We start from the raw sequence: 18,800 nt of genomic DNA on the forward strand, positions 1-18,800 counted from the left end.
ATTCTCCGGCTGTGGAGAAAGCTCCGACAGCATCCTGCGCTTAAGACTACCCCACGGCATTATTTCAGGTCAGCCTGAACCTGATGCAGTGGTTTTGCCCATGGATTTTTCGCCTGCACGTCCGCCGGCAGCGAGGTGACAGCGCGTTTCGCTTCTTCTTTCGAAGCATAGATACCGCTCACCAGCACGTACCACGGTTGGCCGTTACGCGACGTTTCATAGACAACATATCGATCCAGCTTCTCTTTCTTCGCCCAGTTGTTCAGGTTGTCGTAGTTAGAGGAGCTGCTGAGCTGCAGGGTATAGTTACCCGACGGCGCAGATTTCATTGAACTCACGTCACCTGCCGTTTTACCGCTCTTCGCGGCTGGCGCTGCCGTGGCTGCCGTTGCGGCTGGCGCGGCAGTGGTGGTGGTTGCTGTTGCTGCCGGTTTGCTCTGCGCTGTTGCCACCGGTTTGCTTTCGGTTACGGTGGTTTTCGCCGGGGCGGTAGTCGCCGCGCTTTCAACATGCTTCGGCTGAACCGGCTTCGTTTCTACCGGCGCTTTTGCCACGGCCTGAGGCTTCGTCTGTGGCTTCGCTTCGATAACGGTGTGCTTACGCTCAGCCGGACGCGGCGTTGCAGCCGTCTGACGCTCGGTCGCCTGGCGCGGAGCCGCAGTGCCATTGGCACCATTACGGATCTGCGCGACGGTTGCCGGTTCAGTTGGCAGCGTCGAGTTAGCCACAGCGCCGTCCAGCTGGCCCTGCTGCTGGGTCAGCGCATTGTTCAGATCGCCCTGAACTTCAACACGCTGCTGGCCCTGCGGTTCTGCCGCGGCCTGGCCCTGCGTCGGGTTCGCGGCAATAGGCGGAACCGTTACGTCCTGCTGTGGGGCGGTATTGGCGGAGGTCTGTTCCTGGCCGGCAGCAGGCGTAGGCGTGCTGGTGGACTGGTCGTCAGACAGATTAATGCTCTTCTCGCCGGAAGCGGTCTGCTGGCTGGACGATGATGGCGATTTCAGCGCAGAACCGATACCCACGATTAACAGCAGCAGCACCAGAATCCCCACGCCCATCATGATGTACTGACGGGAAGCAGGTTTGGCTGGCGCTTTTTTACGCTTGCGCGGACGACGCTCTACAGGCTGCTCTTCGAGCAGTTCCTCGTCTTCCGCATCCAGTTCTTCTTCGAACTCTTCCTCTTCACGCTCGCGACGGGCCTTACCGGCGCGCGTCGGACGGCCTTCATCGGCATCAAGATCGACGTCGTCAAAATTGATCTGCGGATCGGCATCACGCTCGGAAGACTGACGGGAACGACCAGCACGACGATCGTTGCGATCGGCTTTCATATCGTCTTCTGGTTTGAAATCATCCATTTAACACCCCACTAAAAGGCTTATGCTCACGATTATTGCACATCACCCGAAATGATAACGCCGCGCGAACGCGGCCAGACCTTCTTATTGTTGCGCCTGCTGAGTATCAGCAATCGCGCCAAGAACCACATCGTGCGGCACTCCGCCGCGCAGCTCGCTGCTTCCTATTGCGAGCGGAAGCACCAGCCGCATGTCGCCCGCCAGTACTTTTTTATCGCGCATCATATGGGGCAAATACGCCTGCGCACTCATCTCCTGCGGGCCGCGTACCGGTAAGCCTGCACGCTTGAGCAGAGCGATAATGCGCTGAGTATCCTGCGTGCGGAACTGCCCCAGCCGTTCGGACGTATGCGCCGCCATCACCATTCCTGCCGCCACCGCTTCGCCGTGCAGCCAGTTACCGTAGCCCATTTCCGCCTCGATAGCATGGCCGAAGGTATGTCCAAGATTGAGTAAAGCACGTAACCCAGTTTCACGCTCGTCGGCAGCGACAACTTCCGCTTTCAGCTCACAGCAACGGCGAATACAGTACGCCATCGCTTTTTCATCCAGCGCCAGCAGCGCATCAATGTTGTTTTCCAGCCAGCTGAAGAATTCGCCGTCGAGGATCACCCCGTACTTGATAACTTCAGCCAGTCCGGAAGCGAGCTCGCGCGTCGGCAGGGTCTTCAGACAGTTAAGATCAACCACCACGGAAACCGGCTGCCAGAAGGCGCCAATCATGTTTTTGCCGAGAGGATGGTTCACTGCGGTTTTGCCGCCGACCGACGAATCGACCTGCGACAACAGAGTGGTGGGGACCTGGATAAAACGCACGCCGCGCTGATAGCTTGCCGCGGCGAAACCGGTTAAATCACCAATTACGCCGCCGCCAAGCGCCACCAGTGTGGTGTCGCGACCATGCGGTTTTTGCAACAGAGCGGTAAAAACGGTATCCATCACCGCCAGGCTTTTATACTGCTCGCCATCGGGCAGGATCACGCTGTCAACGTTGACCCCTGCCTGCTCCAGCACAGAGCGGACGGTATCCAGATAAAGCGGCGCCAGCGTTTCGTTGGTGACCAGCATAGCCTGGTCGCCCGACTTGAGTGGCAGGAAGGAAGCTGGATCGTTAAACAAACCAGCCGCGATGGTAATCGGGTAACTACGTTCCCCGAGGGTAACAGTAAGCCTCTCCATAACGCGACGTCCACCTCAGTGACTTTTACTCTGACGCACTTTTATTAAGCCAGAATCAATTGCTTTCCAGCATATGAATAATCTGGTTCGCGACGACTTTCGCACTCTGATCGTCTGTACGGATAGTCACATCGGCGATCTCTTCATACAGCGGGTTACGCTCGTCAGCCAGCGCTTCCAGCACTTCACGAGGCGGCGCATCGACTTGTAGCAAAGGACGCTTTTTATCGCGCTGCGTACGGGCCAACTGCTTCTCGATTGTCGTTTCCAGGTAGACCACCACGCCGCGGGCGGAGAGACGGTTACGCGTTTCACGGGATTTTACAGAGCCGCCGCCAGTCGCCAGCACAATCCCCTGTTTTTCCGTCAACTCATTGATAATTTTTTCTTCACGGTCGCGGAAGCCGTCTTCGCCTTCAACATCGAAGACCCAGCCCACATCAGCGCCAGTGCGTTTCTCAATTTCTTGATCGGAATCGTAAAATTCCATGTTGAGCTGTTGGGCTAACTGGCGCCCAATAGTGCTTTTGCCGGCACCCATAGGCCCAACCAGAAAGATATTGCGTTTCTCTGCCATTTTTTCGGTACTACTAAGACTATTCGTTAATGATAAACCCGCTTCGCAGACACCCAGCGCCGCAGGGCATGAACTGAAACCTCATATGCAATAGAGCGAGAGTCAGACTAAAAATTATCTCAATACTCCGGCTGGTTTGGCAACTGAATAAAATCGCCGGACAATAAAGGGAGGATTGATGTCGTACCCGACTCTCAAATCGGTACCCCTTGTATGCTAAATCCGTCCTCACGTCAAACACCTGAAACGTGTTTAGCATGAAAAACCTGCTTAACGTACTGCCAGAATCCGTGGCGTAATAAAGACAACCAGTTCACGGCGTTCATTATCTTTCCCGTCGCGCCGAAACAGACGCCCCAGCACCGGGATATCGCCAAGCAGCGGGACGCTGTCGCGGGCGGTTTTGTTTTTCTGCGAAAAGATGCCGCCCAACGCTAAGGTCTCGCCGCTGCGAACTTCCACCAGAGTCTCTATCTCCTGTTTATCGATGGCCAGCGCCTCGCCATTATCCTGCTTCAGCACCTGGCCCGGCGTATTTTCGCTGATCCGCAGCTTCAGCCGCACTCTCCCCTGCTGCAGCACCGTCGGCGTCACCTCCATCCCCAGCACGGCTTCTTTAAACTCCACCGACGTGGCGCCGCTTTCACCGCTGGAAACCTGATAGGGGATCTCGCTCCCCTGCTTGATGCTGGCGGGCTGCATATGCGAGGCCAGCAAACGAGGGCTGGCGATAATATCGACCTGCTGCTTGCGCTCCAGCGCGGAAAGCTCGAGTTCAAGCAAGCGACCGTTGATCTTGCCGATGTTAAAACCCGCGCGGGTGCTGGCATCGTTCACCGCTAAATCGCTGCTCAGGGTGGTCATTTTACCGGAGCCCGGCGTGCCGCCGACCTCAGCAAGCCGCCACTTCACCCCCAGCTCGCGAAGGCTGGTTTCGCTCATCGACACGATATGGGCAGCCAGCTCAACCTGCCCGACGGGCAAATCCATCTCCTGCGCCCAGGCTTTCAACGCCGGCAGGTGCCGGGCATCATCGCGGATCAGCAGCCGGTTGGTCCGCTTGTCCGCCATCAGGTGCCCCCTGGCGCTGAGCAACTTACCGCCCGTTTTAGCCAGCTCCTCGGCATCGGCATAGTGCAGGGTCACGTTCTCGGCCTGCAGGGGCAGGTTCTGCAGGCGTTTCTCCTGTTCGGCTTCACGCTGCACCTGATTTGCCTTTTGCCAGGCCTGAGTATGCGCGTAGATGACCGTCCCCTGCTGTTGCAAAGAGAGGCCTGCGCTATCCGCCACCGCCCGCAACGCCTGGGTCCAGGGAACCTTTTGCAGACGCAGGGAGAGCGTACCGCTAACGTCCGGCGCCACAACAAGGTTCTTGTGGTTCATTTCGGCTAGCGCTTGCAGCACATGAGCCACCGGCGCGTCATCGACCACCAGCGAAATTGTCTTTTCATTTCGGGCGGCGCCCGCCGCCAGCGGCAGCAGCAGAAGCAGCAGGCTTATCCATCGCATCATATTGTTTCCCTTCACGTTGCCAGCGCCACGCTGGCGGTTCACACCCAGGAGGCGTAGCGATCACCAGCTCACCGGCCGTCAGCCGGCTCACCCGCCAGCCCGTGGGCAATTGATCATCCATGCGCACCCGCCGCCACTTGCCGCTCCCGTCCTGCAGAAACCCCATCCAGCCAGCGTCATCCCCGGCCGCGCCGCCATAGCGCCATTGCGATAGCTGCGCCGTGCGGCAGGGATCCTCAACCGGCTGGAAAGGGTCACGCTCTGCTGCCAGCAGCGACAGCGGCAACCACAGTAATGCCCAGCATTTACGCCCCATCTTCCGCCTCCAGTTGCAAACGCAGACGGAGTGCCTGCGCCTCGCGCTCCAGTGAGAACGATCGCGGGGTCATTCCACAGCGCGCCAACCAGGAAAAAAGCGCGGGCAGCGTCTGCCAGGGTAGGGTCAGCTCCATCTCGCCCCCGTTCCCCTGGGGTCGCCAGGCGATAAGCTTCACCCCGGCAAGCGGAATGGCTATCGGCGAAAACGGCTGTTTATCGATGCCCTCCACTGGGATTTCACCGGCGGGTATGCGCAATGCCATCACCCGACGCCATTGCATCTGCAGGACGGTGTCGCGGGACACTGCCGCCAGCGGCGGTCCGGCAGCGCGCCAGAGCGTAACGCCGAAACCCAGCAGCCCCATCATGAGCAGGATCAGCAGCACCGTCTTGCTGCGCCGGGTGCTAATCCGCATCGGTGCGCTCTCCTGTGAGGGTAAAGCTGAACTGCCAGCGCCCCTCGGCGTCGCGCTGCGTTCCGCCCGCTTTTGCCGGCGCGAATCCCTCCACGTTAGTCAGAACGCGCTCCAGTCCGGCCAGCGCCCGCAGATTCAGGGCCAGGCCGTTCACGGTCAGAACTGCGCCCTGGTAATCCAGCCGCGTCAGCCACGCCTGCGCGGGCAGATCTGCCGCCAGCGCCAGCAGCCTGGGTTGCCAGGCGGCGATCGCCGCTCTACGCCGTTGCTGCTGACGATGACGCTGGTGCTGCTGCCACGCCTCGCGCATTGGAAGCTCGCGCTGTTTAAGCGAGGCGAGCAGCTGCGTGTCGGCCGTCGCGTGGAGTGTTGTCAGGTTGAGATGCTGCAGACGGACCGTGCGCCATACCTGCAGGATCATCAACCCCAGCAGCATAATGCCGGTAGCAATCAGCAGGAGGAAGCGCAGGCGCTGGCGCCGCCGCAGGTCACGCCAGGGGAGAAGATTAACGGCATGCGTCATGGTGTTCACTCCCCAGCGCCAGCCCAAGGGCGATAGCGTAGCGATCGCCATCGGCCGGCAGAGGAGGCTGCCGGCGGTGAATGACCTGCCAGACATCTAAGCTGTTGGCTTCGTCGCCAGCGTCAGCGCACAGACGCAAAGGAACCTGAAGCTGCTCCGCCAGCTGGCTTAACGACTTCACCTCATCGCAGGTGACACAACCCCAGGCCTCCTGCGTTGCCCATAGCCAGTGATTTTCATCCCGCCACGCGAGGCCCTGCGACTGCGCGTTCAGCCAGGGGACAAACGCGCCGAGCGCGCTGGCATCCGGCACGATGGCCGCTACTCGCAGTCGCAGCCGTCCTGCCAGCTCCCGCAGGACATTGATGTCCAGTCGCTGCGCCGCCGTGACCTGCCAGCCGTCATCTCGCGAGGTGGGGGCATAATCAATGCTTAAGGAGGCGGCGGGCATCGCCAGCTGCTGGGTCATCGCGCTGGCTATCCACGTCGCCTGTTCACGATCCCGCAGGGCAAACTGGGGATACGGCAGGCGCTTTTGCAGCGTGCGAACGGCGGGGAAAGCGATACTGACCTGATGCTGCACCGGTAGCTCCCGCCGCCAGGCGGCAAGCCGTGCGCCAAGGGCGCTGACGTCCACCACCATCCCCTGCCGTACCAGGCCTGACGGCAGCGGGATACGCCACCAGCGGCGCAGCGCCCAGTGTGAGCGTTCATGCAGTAGTGCGACAATAGCAATGCTATCCTGTTGGATATGCATCCCGATCCGCCAGTTTCTGAAAGCCATGCTTACGATCTCCTTATCCGGCAAAACTGTCCGGCTATATCAATGCTCCTGGCTTGCCTTTATACTACCGCGCGTTTGTTTATAAACTGCCCAAATAAAACTAAATGGGAAAACACCGGTGAAGTTCGTAAAGTATCTATTGATCCTTGCAGTCTGTTGCGTACTGCTGGGAGCAGGCTCGATTTTTGGCCTCTACAAATACATAGAGCCGCAACTCCCTGATGTCGCAACCTTGAAGGATGTGCGTTTGCAGATCCCGATGCAGGTCTATAGCGCCGACGGTGAGCTTATTGCGCAATATGGCGAAAAACGCCGTATCCCTGTGACGTTGCAGCAAATTCCCCCCGAGCTGGTAAAAGCGTTTATCGCTACCGAAGACAGCCGTTTCTATGAGCATCACGGTGTCGATCCGGTGGGTATTTTCCGCGCTGCCAGCGTGGCGATGTTTTCAGGCCACGCCTCCCAGGGCGCCAGCACTATCACCCAGCAGTTAGCACGTAACTTCTTCCTCAGCCCCGAGAAGACGTTGATGCGTAAGATTAAAGAGGCCTTTCTGGCCATCCGCATCGAGCAGTTGCTGAACAAAGATGAAATCCTTGAGCTGTATCTGAACAAGATCTACCTCGGCTACCGCGCCTATGGCGTCGGCGCCGCGGCGCAGGTCTATTTTGGCAAGCCTATCGACCAGCTGACCCTGAGTGAGATGGCGGTGATTGCCGGCCTGCCGAAAGCCCCTTCCACCTTTAACCCGCTCTACTCGATGGATCGCGCGACAGCCCGCCGCAACGTGGTGCTGTCACGTATGCTAAGCGAGGGGTATATCACCCAGGCACAATACGATCAGGCACGCAGCGAAGCGATCGACGCCAGCTATCATGCCCCGAAAATCGCCTTTTCCGCCCCTTACCTGAGCGAAATGGTGCGCCAGGAGATGGTGAATCGCTACGGCGAACAAGCCTATGAAGATGGCTACCGGGTTTACACCACCATTACCCGCAAGAACCAGCAGGCAGCCCAGCAGGCGGTACGCAATAACGTGCTGGATTACGATATGCGTCACGGCTACCGCGGCCCGGCCAGCGTGCTGTGGAAAGTCGGTGAAACGCCGTGGGAGACGAAGAAGATCGTCGACTCGCTGAAGCGCCAGCCTGGCTTCGGCCCGCTTTCGCCCGCAGTGGTCACTGCCGCGAATGCCCAGGAGGCCGTCGCGCTATTGGCTAACGGCGACTCGGTTTCTCTGACGATGGATGGCGTACGCTGGGCCCGTCGCTTTATCTCTGACACACAGCAGGGAGCGACGCCGCGTAAGGTCAACGACGTACTGCAGGCCGGGCAGCAGATCTGGGTTCGTAAAGTGGGTGACAGTTGGTGGCTGTCGCAGGTCCCGGACGTCAACTCAGCGCTGGTCTCCATTAATCCGCAAAACGGCGCGATTATTGCTCTCGTCGGCGGGTTTGACTTTAACCAGAGCAAGTTCAACCGTGCCACTCAGGCGCTGCGTCAGGTCGGCTCCAACATTAAGCCGTTCCTCTATACCGCCGCGATGGATAAAGGCTTAACGCTGGCAAGCATGCTTAACGATGTGCCGATCTCGCGCTGGGATGCGGGCGCAGGCTCCGACTGGCGACCGAAGAACTCGCCGCCGCAGTATGCCGGTCCGATTCGTTTACGTCAGGGGCTTGGACAGTCGAAAAACGTGGTGATGGTGCGCGCTATGCGTGCCATGGGCGTCGACTATGCCGCCGAGTATCTGCAGCGCTTTGGCTTCCCGGCGCAAAACATTGTCCATACCGAGTCGCTGGCCCTGGGTTCTGCCTCCTTTACCCCCATGCAGGTTGCCCGCGGATATTCGGTGATGGCCAATGGCGGCTTCCTGGTCAATCCGTTCTTTATCAGTAAGATTGAGAATGATCAGGGCGGCGTTCTCTTCGAGGAGCGTCCGAAGATCGCCTGCCCGCAGTGCGACTTACCGGTGATTTACGGCGATACGCCAAAATCCAACGTGCTGGAAAACAAAGATGTGGAAGATGTTGCCACCTCGACGGAACCGCAGAATGGCAACGTGCCGCCGCAGCCGCAGCTGGAACAGGCCAACCAGTCGCTGATCGCGCAGAGCGGCGCCCAGGAATACGCGCCGCATGTGATTAATACGCCCCTGTCGTTCCTGATCAAAAGCGCGCTGAACAGCAACATCTTTGGCGAGCCGGGCTGGATGGGAACCGGCTGGCGCGCCGGACGCGATCTGCAGCGGCATGACATCGGCGGGAAGACCGGGACCACCAACAGCTCGAAGGATGCCTGGTTCTCAGGCTACGGGCCGGGTGTGGTGACCTCGGTATGGATCGGCTTTGACGATCATCGTCGCGATCTTGGCCGCACCACCGCCTCCGGGGCGATTAAAGATCAGATCTCCGGCTATGAGGGCGGTGCTAAAAGTGCCCAGCCGGCCTGGGACAGCTTTATGAAAAGCGTGCTGGAGGGGGTGCCGGAAGAACCATTAACCCCGCCGCCAGGTATCGTCACGGTGAATATTGACCGCAGCACCGGTCAGCTGGCGAACGGAGGCAACAGTCGTGCGGAATACTTCATTGAAGGAACCCAACCCACGCAGCAGGCGGTCCATGAGGTGGGCACTACCCTGACTGACGGCGGCGGTGAAACCCACGAACTGTTCTGACAAAAAAAGCGCCTGCGGGCGCTTTTTTATTGCTGCTAACGGCGCGCTTTCTCTCAGAGTCGGCCCTGAGCCAGCAGCCATTCGCGCACTAAAAACAGCGCGCTGACGTTACGAGCCTCGTTAAAATCTTCTTCATCCAGCAGCGACATCAGCTGCGCCAGCGGCCAGCGCACCTGCGGCAGCGGTTCGGGCTCATCGCCCGGCAGCGACTCAGGATAAAGGTCTTCCGCCACCAGGATATTCATTTTGCTGGAGAAGTAGGAGGGGGCCATACTGAGCTTCTTCAGAAACGTCAGCTTATTGGCGCCAAAGCCAACCTCTTCTTTCAACTCGCGGTTGGCTGCTTCATCCACCGTTTCACCCGGGTCAATCAGCCCTTTAGAGAAACCCAGCTCGTAGGATTCCGTGCCGACGGCATACTCGCGAATCAAAATAATGTGATCATCAACAATCGGTACAATCATCACCGCTTCACGGGTAGACGGCCGCATACGTTCATAAACGCGACGCACACCGTTGCTGAATTCCAGATCGACGCTTTCGACATTAAAGAGGCGCGAACGGGCGACGGTTTCAACATTGAGAATGGTGGGTTTTTGTAATGATTTGCTCATTGTCATCGGTCTATGCTGTGATTAAGCAGTCATTGTGCGATACGCAACACGCTTTCGGCAATCCAAATCGCTACTTATTTACAGAGTTGTAACCTTTTACCGGCAAAGGGGAAAGTAATAAAGATAAAAAAGTCAATAGCTTGAATTCTGTTTGAGAATTTACCGATTTCTGCGCATTAACGTTTTTGGTAAGCTTATACGCTGCTGCATGACATATTCACTACCCTGTAACCAGGTGCGCCGCTAACACTGCAGCTTGACGTTAGTATTGACGTTCACCGACGATATCGTAAGAAAAAAATAACTATGATGGGATGGGCATGGGCACCTTTCTGATTTTCCTTACAGCTCTGCTAATCTGCGTATTGCTCATCGGATGGTGGTATCGCTCTCACGCCAGACGTCGACGCCTTCCTCTCCTGCACGCCTTTAGCGACGCGACCACGCGGCCGCTTCCTGCCGATGAGCGTCAGGCTATCGAAAAGTATCTTGCGGAGCTCAGCCGCGCCCTGCAGGTCCCGGCGTCCGGCGCAACGACGGCGCCCATTGTTCTGGCGCTGAACGAACAGAGTGATACTGTCTACGCCGTGACGCGAGCCATTACTCGCTACGGGATCACCACCGACGCGCCGAACAAATGGCGCTACTTCCTCGATTCGGTGGAAGTTCATCTGCCGCCATTCTGGGAACAGCATATTAACGACGAAAACAGCGTCGAGCTGATCCCCACCGACAGCCTGCCGCTGGTCATCACGCTCAACGGCCATACCCTGAGCGACTATCGCCAGGAAGCGCAAAGCTACGCCCTGGAACGCGCATCGGCCACCCAGGCCTCCATTCGCGGCGAAGAAAGTGAGCAGGTAGAGCTGCGGCAGATCCGTCGGGAAAGCCCGGAAGAACACGCGCTGAACCGGCCGGATGGGCTGCGCGAAGCGATCCTGATCGTCGCCTCCTTCCTGTTCTTTTATTTCAGCCTGATTGGGCCAGCCGTCTTTACCCCCTGGCTGGTGGCCGCGGGTGTATTGCTTCTCGCCGCCGGCATCTGGGGGATCTATGCCCCACCGCGCCGCGCCGCGCTGCGCGAAATTCACTGCCTGCGCGGCGTCCCCAAGCGCTGGGGACTGTTTGGCGAAAACGATCAAGAGCATATCAATAACATCTCACTGGGCATTATCGATCTCATCTATCCGCGCCACTGGCAGCCATGGATCGCGCAGGACCTGGGGCAGCAGACCGATATTGATATCTATCTCAACCGCCACGTGGCCCGCCAGGGACGCTACCTGTCGCTCCATGATGAAGTGAAAAACTTCCCGCTACAGTACTGGCTGCGCAGCGCGATTATCGCCGCCGGCGCGCTGGTGGTGGTGGTCATGCTGTGGGCCAGCGTACCGCTGAATATGCCGTTTAAGTTCACCCTGTCGTGGTTGAAGGGCGCCCAGACGATTGAAGCGACTACCGTCGACCAGCTGGCGAAAGCCCATGTGCGCATTGGTGATACGCTGCGTCTGACAGGCACCGGGATGTGTAATATCCGCACGCCGGGTAGCTGGTCGGCCAAAGAGGATTCGCCGTTCCTGCCTTTCGATTGTTCACAGATTGTATGGAACGATGCCCCTCCTCTGCCGCTGCCGGAGTCTGATATTGTCAGCAAAGCGACCGCCCTGATGCAATCCGTCCAGCGGCAGCTGCATCCGGAAACCGACGATGACTCCCGCGTCAGCCCGGCGTTGCGTTCCGCTATACAGAAATCAGGCATGGTGCTGCTGGATGATTTCGGCGATATCGTCCTGAAAACCAACGATCTCTGCTCGGCAAAGGATGACTGCCTGCGCCTGAAGAATGCGCTGGTCAACCTCGGAAATACCCGTAACTGGGAGGCGCTGACCAAGCGCGCCACCGCCGGGAAACTGGATGGCGTGAACGTGCTGCTGCGCCCGGTCAGCGCGGAGTCGCTGGAGAATCTGGTGACCACCTCCACCGCCCCCTTTGTGATGCGTGAAACCTCGCGAGCCGCGCAGGCGCTAAACAGCCCGGCGCCCGGCGGTTTCTTAATCGCCAGCGATGAGGGCAACGTGCTGGTCAATCAGCCGTGGCCGGCGGTGAGCCTGTATGATTATCCGGCACACGAGCAGTGGAGCGAGCTGCGGCGGCTGGCCGGTATGCTCATGCATACCCCTTTCCACGCCGAAGGGATCGTCACCAACCTGTTCACCGACGCCAACGGCACCCAGCATATCAACCTGCATCGCATCCCTGATCGCAGCGGGTTGTGGCGCTATCTGGGCATTACGCTGCTGCTGTTGTCGATGCTGGGATGCATGGCTTACCACGGCGTACAGGCGCTGCGTCGTTATCAACGCCATCGCCAGCGTATGGAAGAGATTCAGAAATATTACGAAAGCTGCCTGAACCCGGTGCTGCTCCCCGCGTCTGACCCGCAAGATTAATTTCCCCGGCGACGGGGTATGATACCCTGTCGCCCATTTTCTGCTCGCTGGAGAGTCATCATGCATTTTGATATCGCCTGGCAGGAGGTTGATACCGTTCTGCTGGATATGGACGGCACGCTCCTGGACCTCGCTTTCGACAACTATTTCTGGCAAACGCTGGTGCCTGAAACCTGGGGAGCCGCCCGCGGCCTCAATCTGCAGGAGGCGAAAGACGCCATGCGCCAGGAGTATCACGCCGTGCAGCATACGCTAAACTGGTATTGTCTGGATTACTGGAGCGAGCGCCTGGGTTTGGATATTTGTGCGATGACCAGTGAACAGGGTCCGCGCGCCACGCTGCGCGAAGATACGGTGCCGTTCCTTGATGCGCTCAAGGCCTGCGGTAAGCGACGCATTCTGTTGACCAATGCCCATCCCCACAATCTGGCGGTGAAGCTCAAACATACCGGCCTGGATGCGCACCTTGATTTATTACTTTCCACCCACACATTTGGTTATCCGAAAGAGGATCAGCGCCTGTGGCGCGCCGTAGCGGAGGAGACCGGTCTTGAGGCGCGTAAAACGCTGTTTGTCGACGACAGCGAGGCGATTCTGGATGCCGCGAGGGAATTTGGCATTCGTTACTGCCTGGGCATTACCAATCCCGACTCCGGGCTGGCGGAAAAGCAGTATCTGCGCCATCCGGGGCTGAATGATTACCGGCGACTGATCCCTTCGCTTACCCCGAAGGAGAGGCGATGAAAGAGAAGCCCAGCGAAACCGTCAGACTGGACAAATGGCTTTGGGCCGCTCGCTTTTACAAAACCCGCGCGCTGGCGCGGGAGATGATTGAAGGCGGCAAGGTGCATTACAACGGACAACGCAGCAAGCCCGGGAAAATTGTCGAACTGGACGCCATGCTGACGCTGCGACAGGGCAACGACGAGCGTACGGTACGAATCGTCGGTATCACCGAGCAGCGCCGCCCGGCAAGTGAAGCTGTCGCCCTGTATGAAGAGACGGCGGAAAGTATCGAAAAGCGTGAAAAAGTGGCCCTGGCGCGCAAAATGAACGCCCTGACCATGCCGCACCCTGACAGACGTCCGGACAAGAAAGAACGCCGCGACCTGATGAGATTTAAACACGGCGAGAGTGAGTAACTCGCGCCAGAAAGAGAGATGATTATGACTCAACACGATCAATTACATCGTTATCTGTTTGAAAACTATGCCGTACGCGGCGAGCTGGTGACGGTGTCGGAAACCCTGGAACAGATTCTGGCGAATCACACCTATCCGCAGCCGGTGAAAACGGTGCTGGCGGAACTGCTGGTCGCCACCAGCCTGCTGACCGCAACGCTGAAGTTTGCTGGCGATATTACCGTTCAGCTGCAGGGCGATGGTCCTTTACAGCTGGCGGTGATCAACGGCAATAACCAGCAGCAGCTGCGCGGCGTCGCGCGCGTGCAGGGTGATATTGCGGACGATGCAGATCTAAAAACGATGGTTGGCAACGGCTATCTGGTCATTACCATCTCCCCGCAAGAGGGTGAGCGTTATCAGGGTGTGGTCGGTCTCGAAGGCGATACGCTGGCCGCCTGCCTGGAAGATTACTTCCAGCGTTCAGAGCAGCTGCCGACGCGCCTAATCATTCGCACCGGGGAACATGAAGGCCAGCCGATGGCCGGCGGGATGCTGCTGCAGGTGATGCCGGCGCAGGATGCCCAGACTGCCGACTTCGAACACCTGGCGACGCTCACCGAGACCATCAAGGCGGAAGAGCTGTTCACCCTGCCGGCGAACGATGTGCTGTGGCGTCTGTACCATGAGGAAGAGGTCACGGTCTACGAGCCTCAGAGCGTCGAATTCAAGTGCACCTGCTCTCGTGAACGCTGCGCTGGCGCGCTGAAGACTCTGCCGGATGAAGAGATAGATAGCATCCTCGCTGATGAGGGCGAGATTGATATGCACTGCGACTACTGCGGTAGCCACTATATCTTCAATGCCATGGATATTGCCGAGATCCGTAATAACGCCTCTCCGGCCGACCCGCAGGTCCATTAATCCCCGCGTCTTCCACAGGCACAGGGCGGCGATGTTGTTCATCGCGCTGTGCCTGACTTCCATTTATTCACGAGTTGAATCGATTTTCGCTGAAAGAGTTACGTAATTTTATTCCAGGAAAGCGATTACATTCACATTTCAGCAGTTTTTTTAATTACTTTTTAACCATTAATAAACATCTACCCCCAATATCCGACCATTTCCTGAGATAATCCACTTCACTTCGTGACAGGAGTCACCGTTTTTTTCGTCATTCTGAGGAATGTCGAGATACGTAAATCTATGAGCCTGGTCGCGGTCAATACCCGGTAATAAACCCTACAATTTACAGCAGTACATCTTGGCTAAGGAGCAGTGACATGCGCGTTAATCATGGTTTAACCCCGCAGGATCTCAAGGCTTATGGTATCAATGACGTTCAGGATATCGTCCACAACCCCAGCTATGATATGTTGTTTCAGGAAGAGCTCGACCCCAGCCTGGAAGGTTACGAACGTGGCGTATTAACCAGTCTGGGTGCTATCGCCGTCGACACGGGCATTTTTACCGGTCGTTCTCCGAAAGATAAGTACCTTGTTCGCGACGACACCACCCGCGATACCGTTTGGTGGTCTGATAAAGGCAAAGGGAAAAACGACAACAAGCCGCTTTCACAGGAAACCTGGCAGCATCTGAAAGGACTGGTCACTCAGCAGTTGTCTGGTAAACGCCTGTTTATCGTCGACGCCTTCTGTGGCGCCAACGCCGATACCCGTCTCAGCGTGCGCTTTATTACCGAAGTGGCCTGGCAGGCGCACTTCGTTAAAAACATGTTCATCCGCCCGAGCGACGAAGAGCTGGCAGCCTTCAAGCCCGACTTCATCGTGATGAACGGCGCGAAGTGCACCAACCCGCAGTGGAAAGAGCAAGGTCTGAACTCGGAAAACTTCATTGCCTTCAACCTCACCGAGCGCATCCAGCTGATCGGCGGCACCTGGTACGGCGGCGAAATGAAGAAAGGGATGTTCTCGATCATGAACTACCTGCTGCCGCTGAAGGGCATCGCCTCTATGCATTGTTCTGCTAACGTCGGCGAGAAAGGCGATGTCGCCATTTTCTTCGGCCTCTCAGGCACCGGCAAAACCACCCTCTCCACCGATCCGAAACGCCGCCTGATTGGCGATGACGAACATGGCTGGGATGACGACGGCGTGTTTAACTTCGAAGGGGGCTGCTACGCCAAGACCATCAAGCTCTCTGAAGCGGCCGAGCCGGATATCTATCACGCCATCCGCCGCAATGCCCTGCTGGAAAACGTGGTGGTGCGCGCCGATGGCACGATCGATTTCGATGACGGTTCGAAGACCGAAAACACCCGCGTCTCCTACCCCATCGACCATATCGACAACATTGTTAAACCGGTTTCCAAAGCCGGCCATGCCACCAAAGTGATCTTCCTGACGGCCGATGCGTTCGGCGTCCTGCCGCCGGTCTCCCGCCTGACCGCCGATCAGACGCAGTACCATTTCCTGTCCGGATTTACCGCCAAGCTAGCCGGTACCGAGCGCGGTGTGACCGAGCCCACGCCAACCTTCTCCGCCTGCTTTGGCGCAGCCTTCCTGTCGCTGCACCCGACGCAATACGCCGAAGTGCTGGTCAAACGCATGCAGGCGGCTGGCGCGCAGGCTTATCTGGTCAATACCGGCTGGAACGGCACCGGCAAACGCATCTCGATTAAAGATACCCGCGCCATCATCGATGCCATCCTCAATGGCTCGCTGGACAACGCGGAGACCTTTACCCTGCCGATGTTTAACCTGCAGATCCCAACGACGCTCCCGGGCGTGGATACCCAGATCCTCGATCCGCGCAGCACCTATGGTTCCCCGCAGCAGTGGCAGGAAAAAGCCGACCAGCTGGCGAAGCTGTTCATTGAGAACTTTGAGAAATATACCGATACGCCAGCGGGCGCCGCGCTGGTAGCTGCAGGACCGCAGCGCTAACGGGCGCAGAGGTGAAAAAGCCGGGCTTGCCCGGCTTTTTGTTGTGCAACGTCCTGATTGGCCAACCTCGGCCGCGCTCAGCTCTCTTTGGTGGGTTTCATCGGCGCCAGCATCCGGTGCACCGGCAGCCAGGCGCGGATCAGTAATCCGCCGCGTTCGCTGGAGCCAATCTCCAGCCGGCCATTGTGATTGTCGATAATACGCTGAACAATCGCCAGTCCCAGCCCGGTGCCGCTGGTACTGCGGGCGCTATCGCCGCGCACAAACGGCTGGAACAGATGTTCGCGCTGCTCAGGTTTGATCCCCGGCCCGTCATCTTCCACCTGGAACCAGGCACGGCTCGCTTCGCTGCCGCTACTGACCTTGATCCAGCCATTGCCATAGCGAGCCGCATTCACCACCATATTCGCCAGCGCGCGCTTGATAGAAAGCGGATGCATGCGTACCGGGATTTCACCGGCCTGCAGGGCGGTGGCGATCTCACGTTCATAGCCGCTCTCTGCAGCGATAACTTCACCCAGCACGGCATTGAGGTCCGCCAGCTCCATCGGCATCTCCTGCCCGGTGCGCAGATAGTCGATAAACTGCTCGATGATGGCGTTGCACTCTTCGATATCTTTATTAATCGACTCCGCGAGATAGCCGTCCTGCTCGCCCATCATCTCGGTGGCCAGACGAATGCGCGTCAGCGGAGTACGTAAATCGTGGCTGACCCCGGCCATCAGCAGCGTACGGTCGTCAGCCAGTTGCTTCACACCCGCGGCCATATGGTTAAAGGCGCGGGTCACAGAGCGCACCTCAGAGGCGCCGTACTCACGCAGCGGCGGCGGGATAATGCCGCGCCCAACCTGCAGCGCCGCGTGTTCGAGATCCACCAGCGGGCGGTTCTGAATGCGGATAAACAGCCAGGCGCCGCCTATCGCCAGCAGCATGATCGCCAGGGTATAGCGGAACAGCGGCGAGAAGTCGCCCTGATGGATCTCGGTCAGCGGTACCCGCACCCAGATATTGGGCGACAGCCAGGTCTTCAGCCACACCACGGGGGAGCTTTTATTGACCTCCACCCGCACCTCAGTGGGGCCGCCAAGCTGATGAGCCATCTGTTGGCTTAAGAATTCATAATGCTGCGCCCAGCGCAGGCCTGCGTCTTCCGCCGCTTCATTGGAATAGAGCGAAATTCCCAGCTCACGATAAATTTCACGACGAAACGCCGGGGGTACCACCAGCTGGGTGCCATCCTCCAGTTGCAGTTTGTCGGTCATCAGCATACGCACTTCGTAGGCCAACACTTTATTAAACTGCTGGAGACTCGGCAGGATCGCGAAATTCAGTACCACCAGATAGGTCGTCACCAGGCTGACGAACAGCAAGGTGACGATCAGGAGCAGCGTGCGAGCAAAGGAGCTGCGCGGCGAAAAGCGCACGCGTTTCATGCCTTAGAGCCGTCCGGGACGAAGACGTAGCCCAGACCCCAGACGGTCTGGATATAGCGCGGATGCGCCGGGTCCTCTTCCACCATGCGGCGCAGGCGGGAGATCTGTACGTCGATGGAGCGCTCCATCGCTGAATATTCACGCCCACGGGCGAGGTTCATCAGCTTATCGCGCGACAGCGGTTCGCGAGGATGGCTGACCAATGCTTTCAGGACCGCGAATTCGCCACTGGTCAATGGCATCGGCTCGTCTTCACGGAACATCTCGCGGGTGCCCAGGTTCAGCTTGAATTTACCAAAGGCGATAACCGCCTCTTCCTGCGATGGCGCGCCCGGCAGTTCGTTCGCCTGACGGCGCAGTACCGCCCGGATGCGGGCCAACAGTTCACGCGGGTTGAACGGCTTTGGAATGTAGTCGTCGGCACCGATCTCCAGGCCAACGATCCGATCGACCTCTTCACCTTTCGCCGTCACCATAATGATCGGCATCGGGTTGCTCTGACTGCGCAGACGGCGGCAAATCGAGAGACCATCTTCCCCAGGCAGCATCAGATCCAGCACCATCAGGTGGAAGGATTCACGGGTTAACAGACGATCCATTTGTTCGGCGTTAGCCACGCTACGAACCTGGAAGCCCTGCTCGGTCAGATAACGTTCGAGCAGCGCACGCAGGCGCATGTCGTCATCCACAACCAGAATCTTATAATTCTCTTGCATTGTTTGTACTCCCAAAGGTTCACTGCAATAGTCAGTGCGTATTCTCAAAAAAGCCCGGCGCGCTCACCAGCTAAATCTGGTATACATTCCAGGCTAAATTGTTACAAAGCATATTTAACAGCAGGTTAAGTATACATTTAATCATAAGACACAGTATTTATCCTGTCGGTATTATTACGCGCTACAAATTGTGCGCAACGACAGACTGTCAGA

General features: G+C 58.0%; 17 protein-coding genes. 6 read left to right on the plus strand and 11 right to left on the minus strand.

Features of this window, described 5'->3' with window-relative positions; translation table 11 throughout:
• Nucleotides 1-59: 59 nt before the first annotated feature.
• From damX to CWM58_RS10615, 8 genes are all read right to left on the minus strand, one after another.
• On the minus strand, nucleotides 60-1,361 hold the full coding sequence (damX, locus tag CWM58_RS10575) for a cell division protein DamX (RefSeq protein ID WP_100680885.1): 1,302 nt from the start codon (nucleotides 1,359-1,361) through the stop codon (nucleotides 60-62).
• An 84-nt stretch (nucleotides 1,362-1,445) separates the two neighbouring features.
• Nucleotides 1,446-2,540, minus strand: coding sequence for a 3-dehydroquinate synthase (aroB, locus tag CWM58_RS10580; RefSeq protein ID WP_061153111.1), 1,095 nt, complete (start codon nucleotides 2,538-2,540; stop codon nucleotides 1,446-1,448).
• 55 nt (nucleotides 2,541-2,595) lie between these two features.
• On the minus strand, nucleotides 2,596-3,117 hold the full coding sequence (aroK, locus tag CWM58_RS10585) for a shikimate kinase AroK (RefSeq protein ID WP_004106441.1): 522 nt from the start codon (nucleotides 3,115-3,117) through the stop codon (nucleotides 2,596-2,598).
• A 270-nt stretch (nucleotides 3,118-3,387) separates the two neighbouring features.
• Entirely contained in the window at nucleotides 3,388-4,629 is a 1,242-nt protein-coding gene (gene hofQ, locus CWM58_RS10595) for a DNA uptake porin HofQ (protein WP_100680886.1), read from the minus strand.
• Nucleotides 4,565-4,945 (minus strand): HofP DNA utilization family protein, encoded by a 381-nt coding sequence (locus tag CWM58_RS10600; protein WP_100680887.1) that lies wholly within the window; start codon nucleotides 4,943-4,945, stop codon nucleotides 4,565-4,567. The genes hofQ and CWM58_RS10600 overlap by 65 nt, the downstream gene beginning before the upstream one ends.
• Complete coding sequence (locus CWM58_RS10605) at nucleotides 4,935-5,363, minus strand: pilus assembly protein PilO (protein ID WP_100680888.1); 429 nt, start codon at nucleotides 5,361-5,363, stop codon at nucleotides 4,935-4,937. Before CWM58_RS10605 ends, CWM58_RS10600 begins: the two co-directional genes overlap by 11 nt.
• Nucleotides 5,353-5,886, minus strand: a complete 534-nt coding sequence (locus CWM58_RS10610; RefSeq protein ID WP_100680889.1) for a PilN domain-containing protein — start codon at nucleotides 5,884-5,886, stop codon at nucleotides 5,353-5,355. The genes CWM58_RS10605 and CWM58_RS10610 overlap by 11 nt, the downstream gene beginning before the upstream one ends.
• Complete coding sequence (locus tag CWM58_RS10615; protein ID WP_061153108.1) at nucleotides 5,870-6,670, minus strand: hypothetical protein; 801 nt, start codon at nucleotides 6,668-6,670, stop codon at nucleotides 5,870-5,872. Before CWM58_RS10615 ends, CWM58_RS10610 begins: the two co-directional genes overlap by 17 nt.
• A gap of 118 nt (nucleotides 6,671-6,788) precedes the next feature.
• Between CWM58_RS10615 and mrcA the strand changes: the two genes are divergently transcribed.
• The gene (gene mrcA / locus CWM58_RS10620) at nucleotides 6,789-9,347 is read left to right on the plus strand and encodes a peptidoglycan glycosyltransferase/peptidoglycan DD-transpeptidase MrcA (protein ID WP_100676291.1); all 2,559 of its coding nucleotides are present in this window, start codon (nucleotides 6,789-6,791) and stop codon (nucleotides 9,345-9,347) included.
• A 53-nt stretch (nucleotides 9,348-9,400) separates the two neighbouring features.
• On the opposite strand, the gene nudE is transcribed toward mrcA, so the two are convergent.
• Entirely contained in the window at nucleotides 9,401-9,961 is a 561-nt protein-coding gene (gene nudE, locus CWM58_RS10625) for an ADP compounds hydrolase NudE (protein ID WP_012967138.1), read from the minus strand.
• A gap of 320 nt (nucleotides 9,962-10,281) precedes the next feature.
• Between nudE and CWM58_RS10630 the strand changes: the two genes are divergently transcribed.
• From CWM58_RS10630 to pckA, 5 genes are all read left to right on the plus strand, one after another.
• Nucleotides 10,282-12,411, plus strand: coding sequence for an intracellular growth attenuator family protein (locus CWM58_RS10630; protein ID WP_061153106.1), 2,130 nt, complete (start codon nucleotides 10,282-10,284; stop codon nucleotides 12,409-12,411).
• Nucleotides 12,412-12,471: 60 nt separating this feature from the next.
• Nucleotides 12,472-13,155, plus strand: coding sequence for a GMP/IMP nucleotidase (yrfG, locus tag CWM58_RS10635; protein WP_074387058.1), 684 nt, complete (start codon nucleotides 12,472-12,474; stop codon nucleotides 13,153-13,155).
• Nucleotides 13,152-13,553 carry a ribosome-associated heat shock protein Hsp15 gene (hslR, locus tag CWM58_RS10640; RefSeq protein ID WP_008807008.1) on the plus strand — a complete coding sequence of 134 codons (402 nt, stop codon included), beginning with the start codon at nucleotides 13,152-13,154 and terminating at the stop codon, nucleotides 13,551-13,553. Before yrfG ends, hslR begins: the two co-directional genes overlap by 4 nt.
• 18 nt (nucleotides 13,554-13,571) lie before the next feature.
• A complete protein-coding gene (gene hslO / locus CWM58_RS10645) occupies nucleotides 13,572-14,456 on the plus strand; it encodes an Hsp33 family molecular chaperone HslO (protein WP_165785768.1) in 885 nt (294 codons plus the stop codon).
• Nucleotides 14,457-14,815: 359 nt separating this feature from the next.
• The gene (pckA, locus tag CWM58_RS10650) at nucleotides 14,816-16,438 is read left to right on the plus strand and encodes a phosphoenolpyruvate carboxykinase (ATP) (RefSeq protein WP_061153104.1); all 1,623 of its coding nucleotides are present in this window, start codon (nucleotides 14,816-14,818) and stop codon (nucleotides 16,436-16,438) included.
• 77 nt (nucleotides 16,439-16,515) lie between these two features.
• On the opposite strand, the gene envZ is transcribed toward pckA, so the two are convergent.
• Both envZ and ompR read right to left on the minus strand, forming a co-directional pair.
• Nucleotides 16,516-17,871: a two-component system sensor histidine kinase EnvZ gene (gene envZ / locus CWM58_RS10655; protein WP_008807005.1), complete on the minus strand. Its 1,356-nt coding sequence runs from the start codon at nucleotides 17,869-17,871 to the stop codon at nucleotides 16,516-16,518.
• On the minus strand, nucleotides 17,868-18,587 hold the full coding sequence (gene ompR, locus CWM58_RS10660; RefSeq protein WP_001157751.1) for a two-component system response regulator OmpR: 720 nt from the start codon (nucleotides 18,585-18,587) through the stop codon (nucleotides 17,868-17,870). The genes envZ and ompR overlap by 4 nt, the downstream gene beginning before the upstream one ends.
• Between the last annotated feature and the right edge of the window lie 213 nt (nucleotides 18,588-18,800).

Source organism: Klebsiella sp. H-Nf2 (genome assembly GCF_002806645.1).
GTDB lineage: Bacteria > Pseudomonadota > Gammaproteobacteria > Enterobacterales > Enterobacteriaceae > Klebsiella > Klebsiella variicola.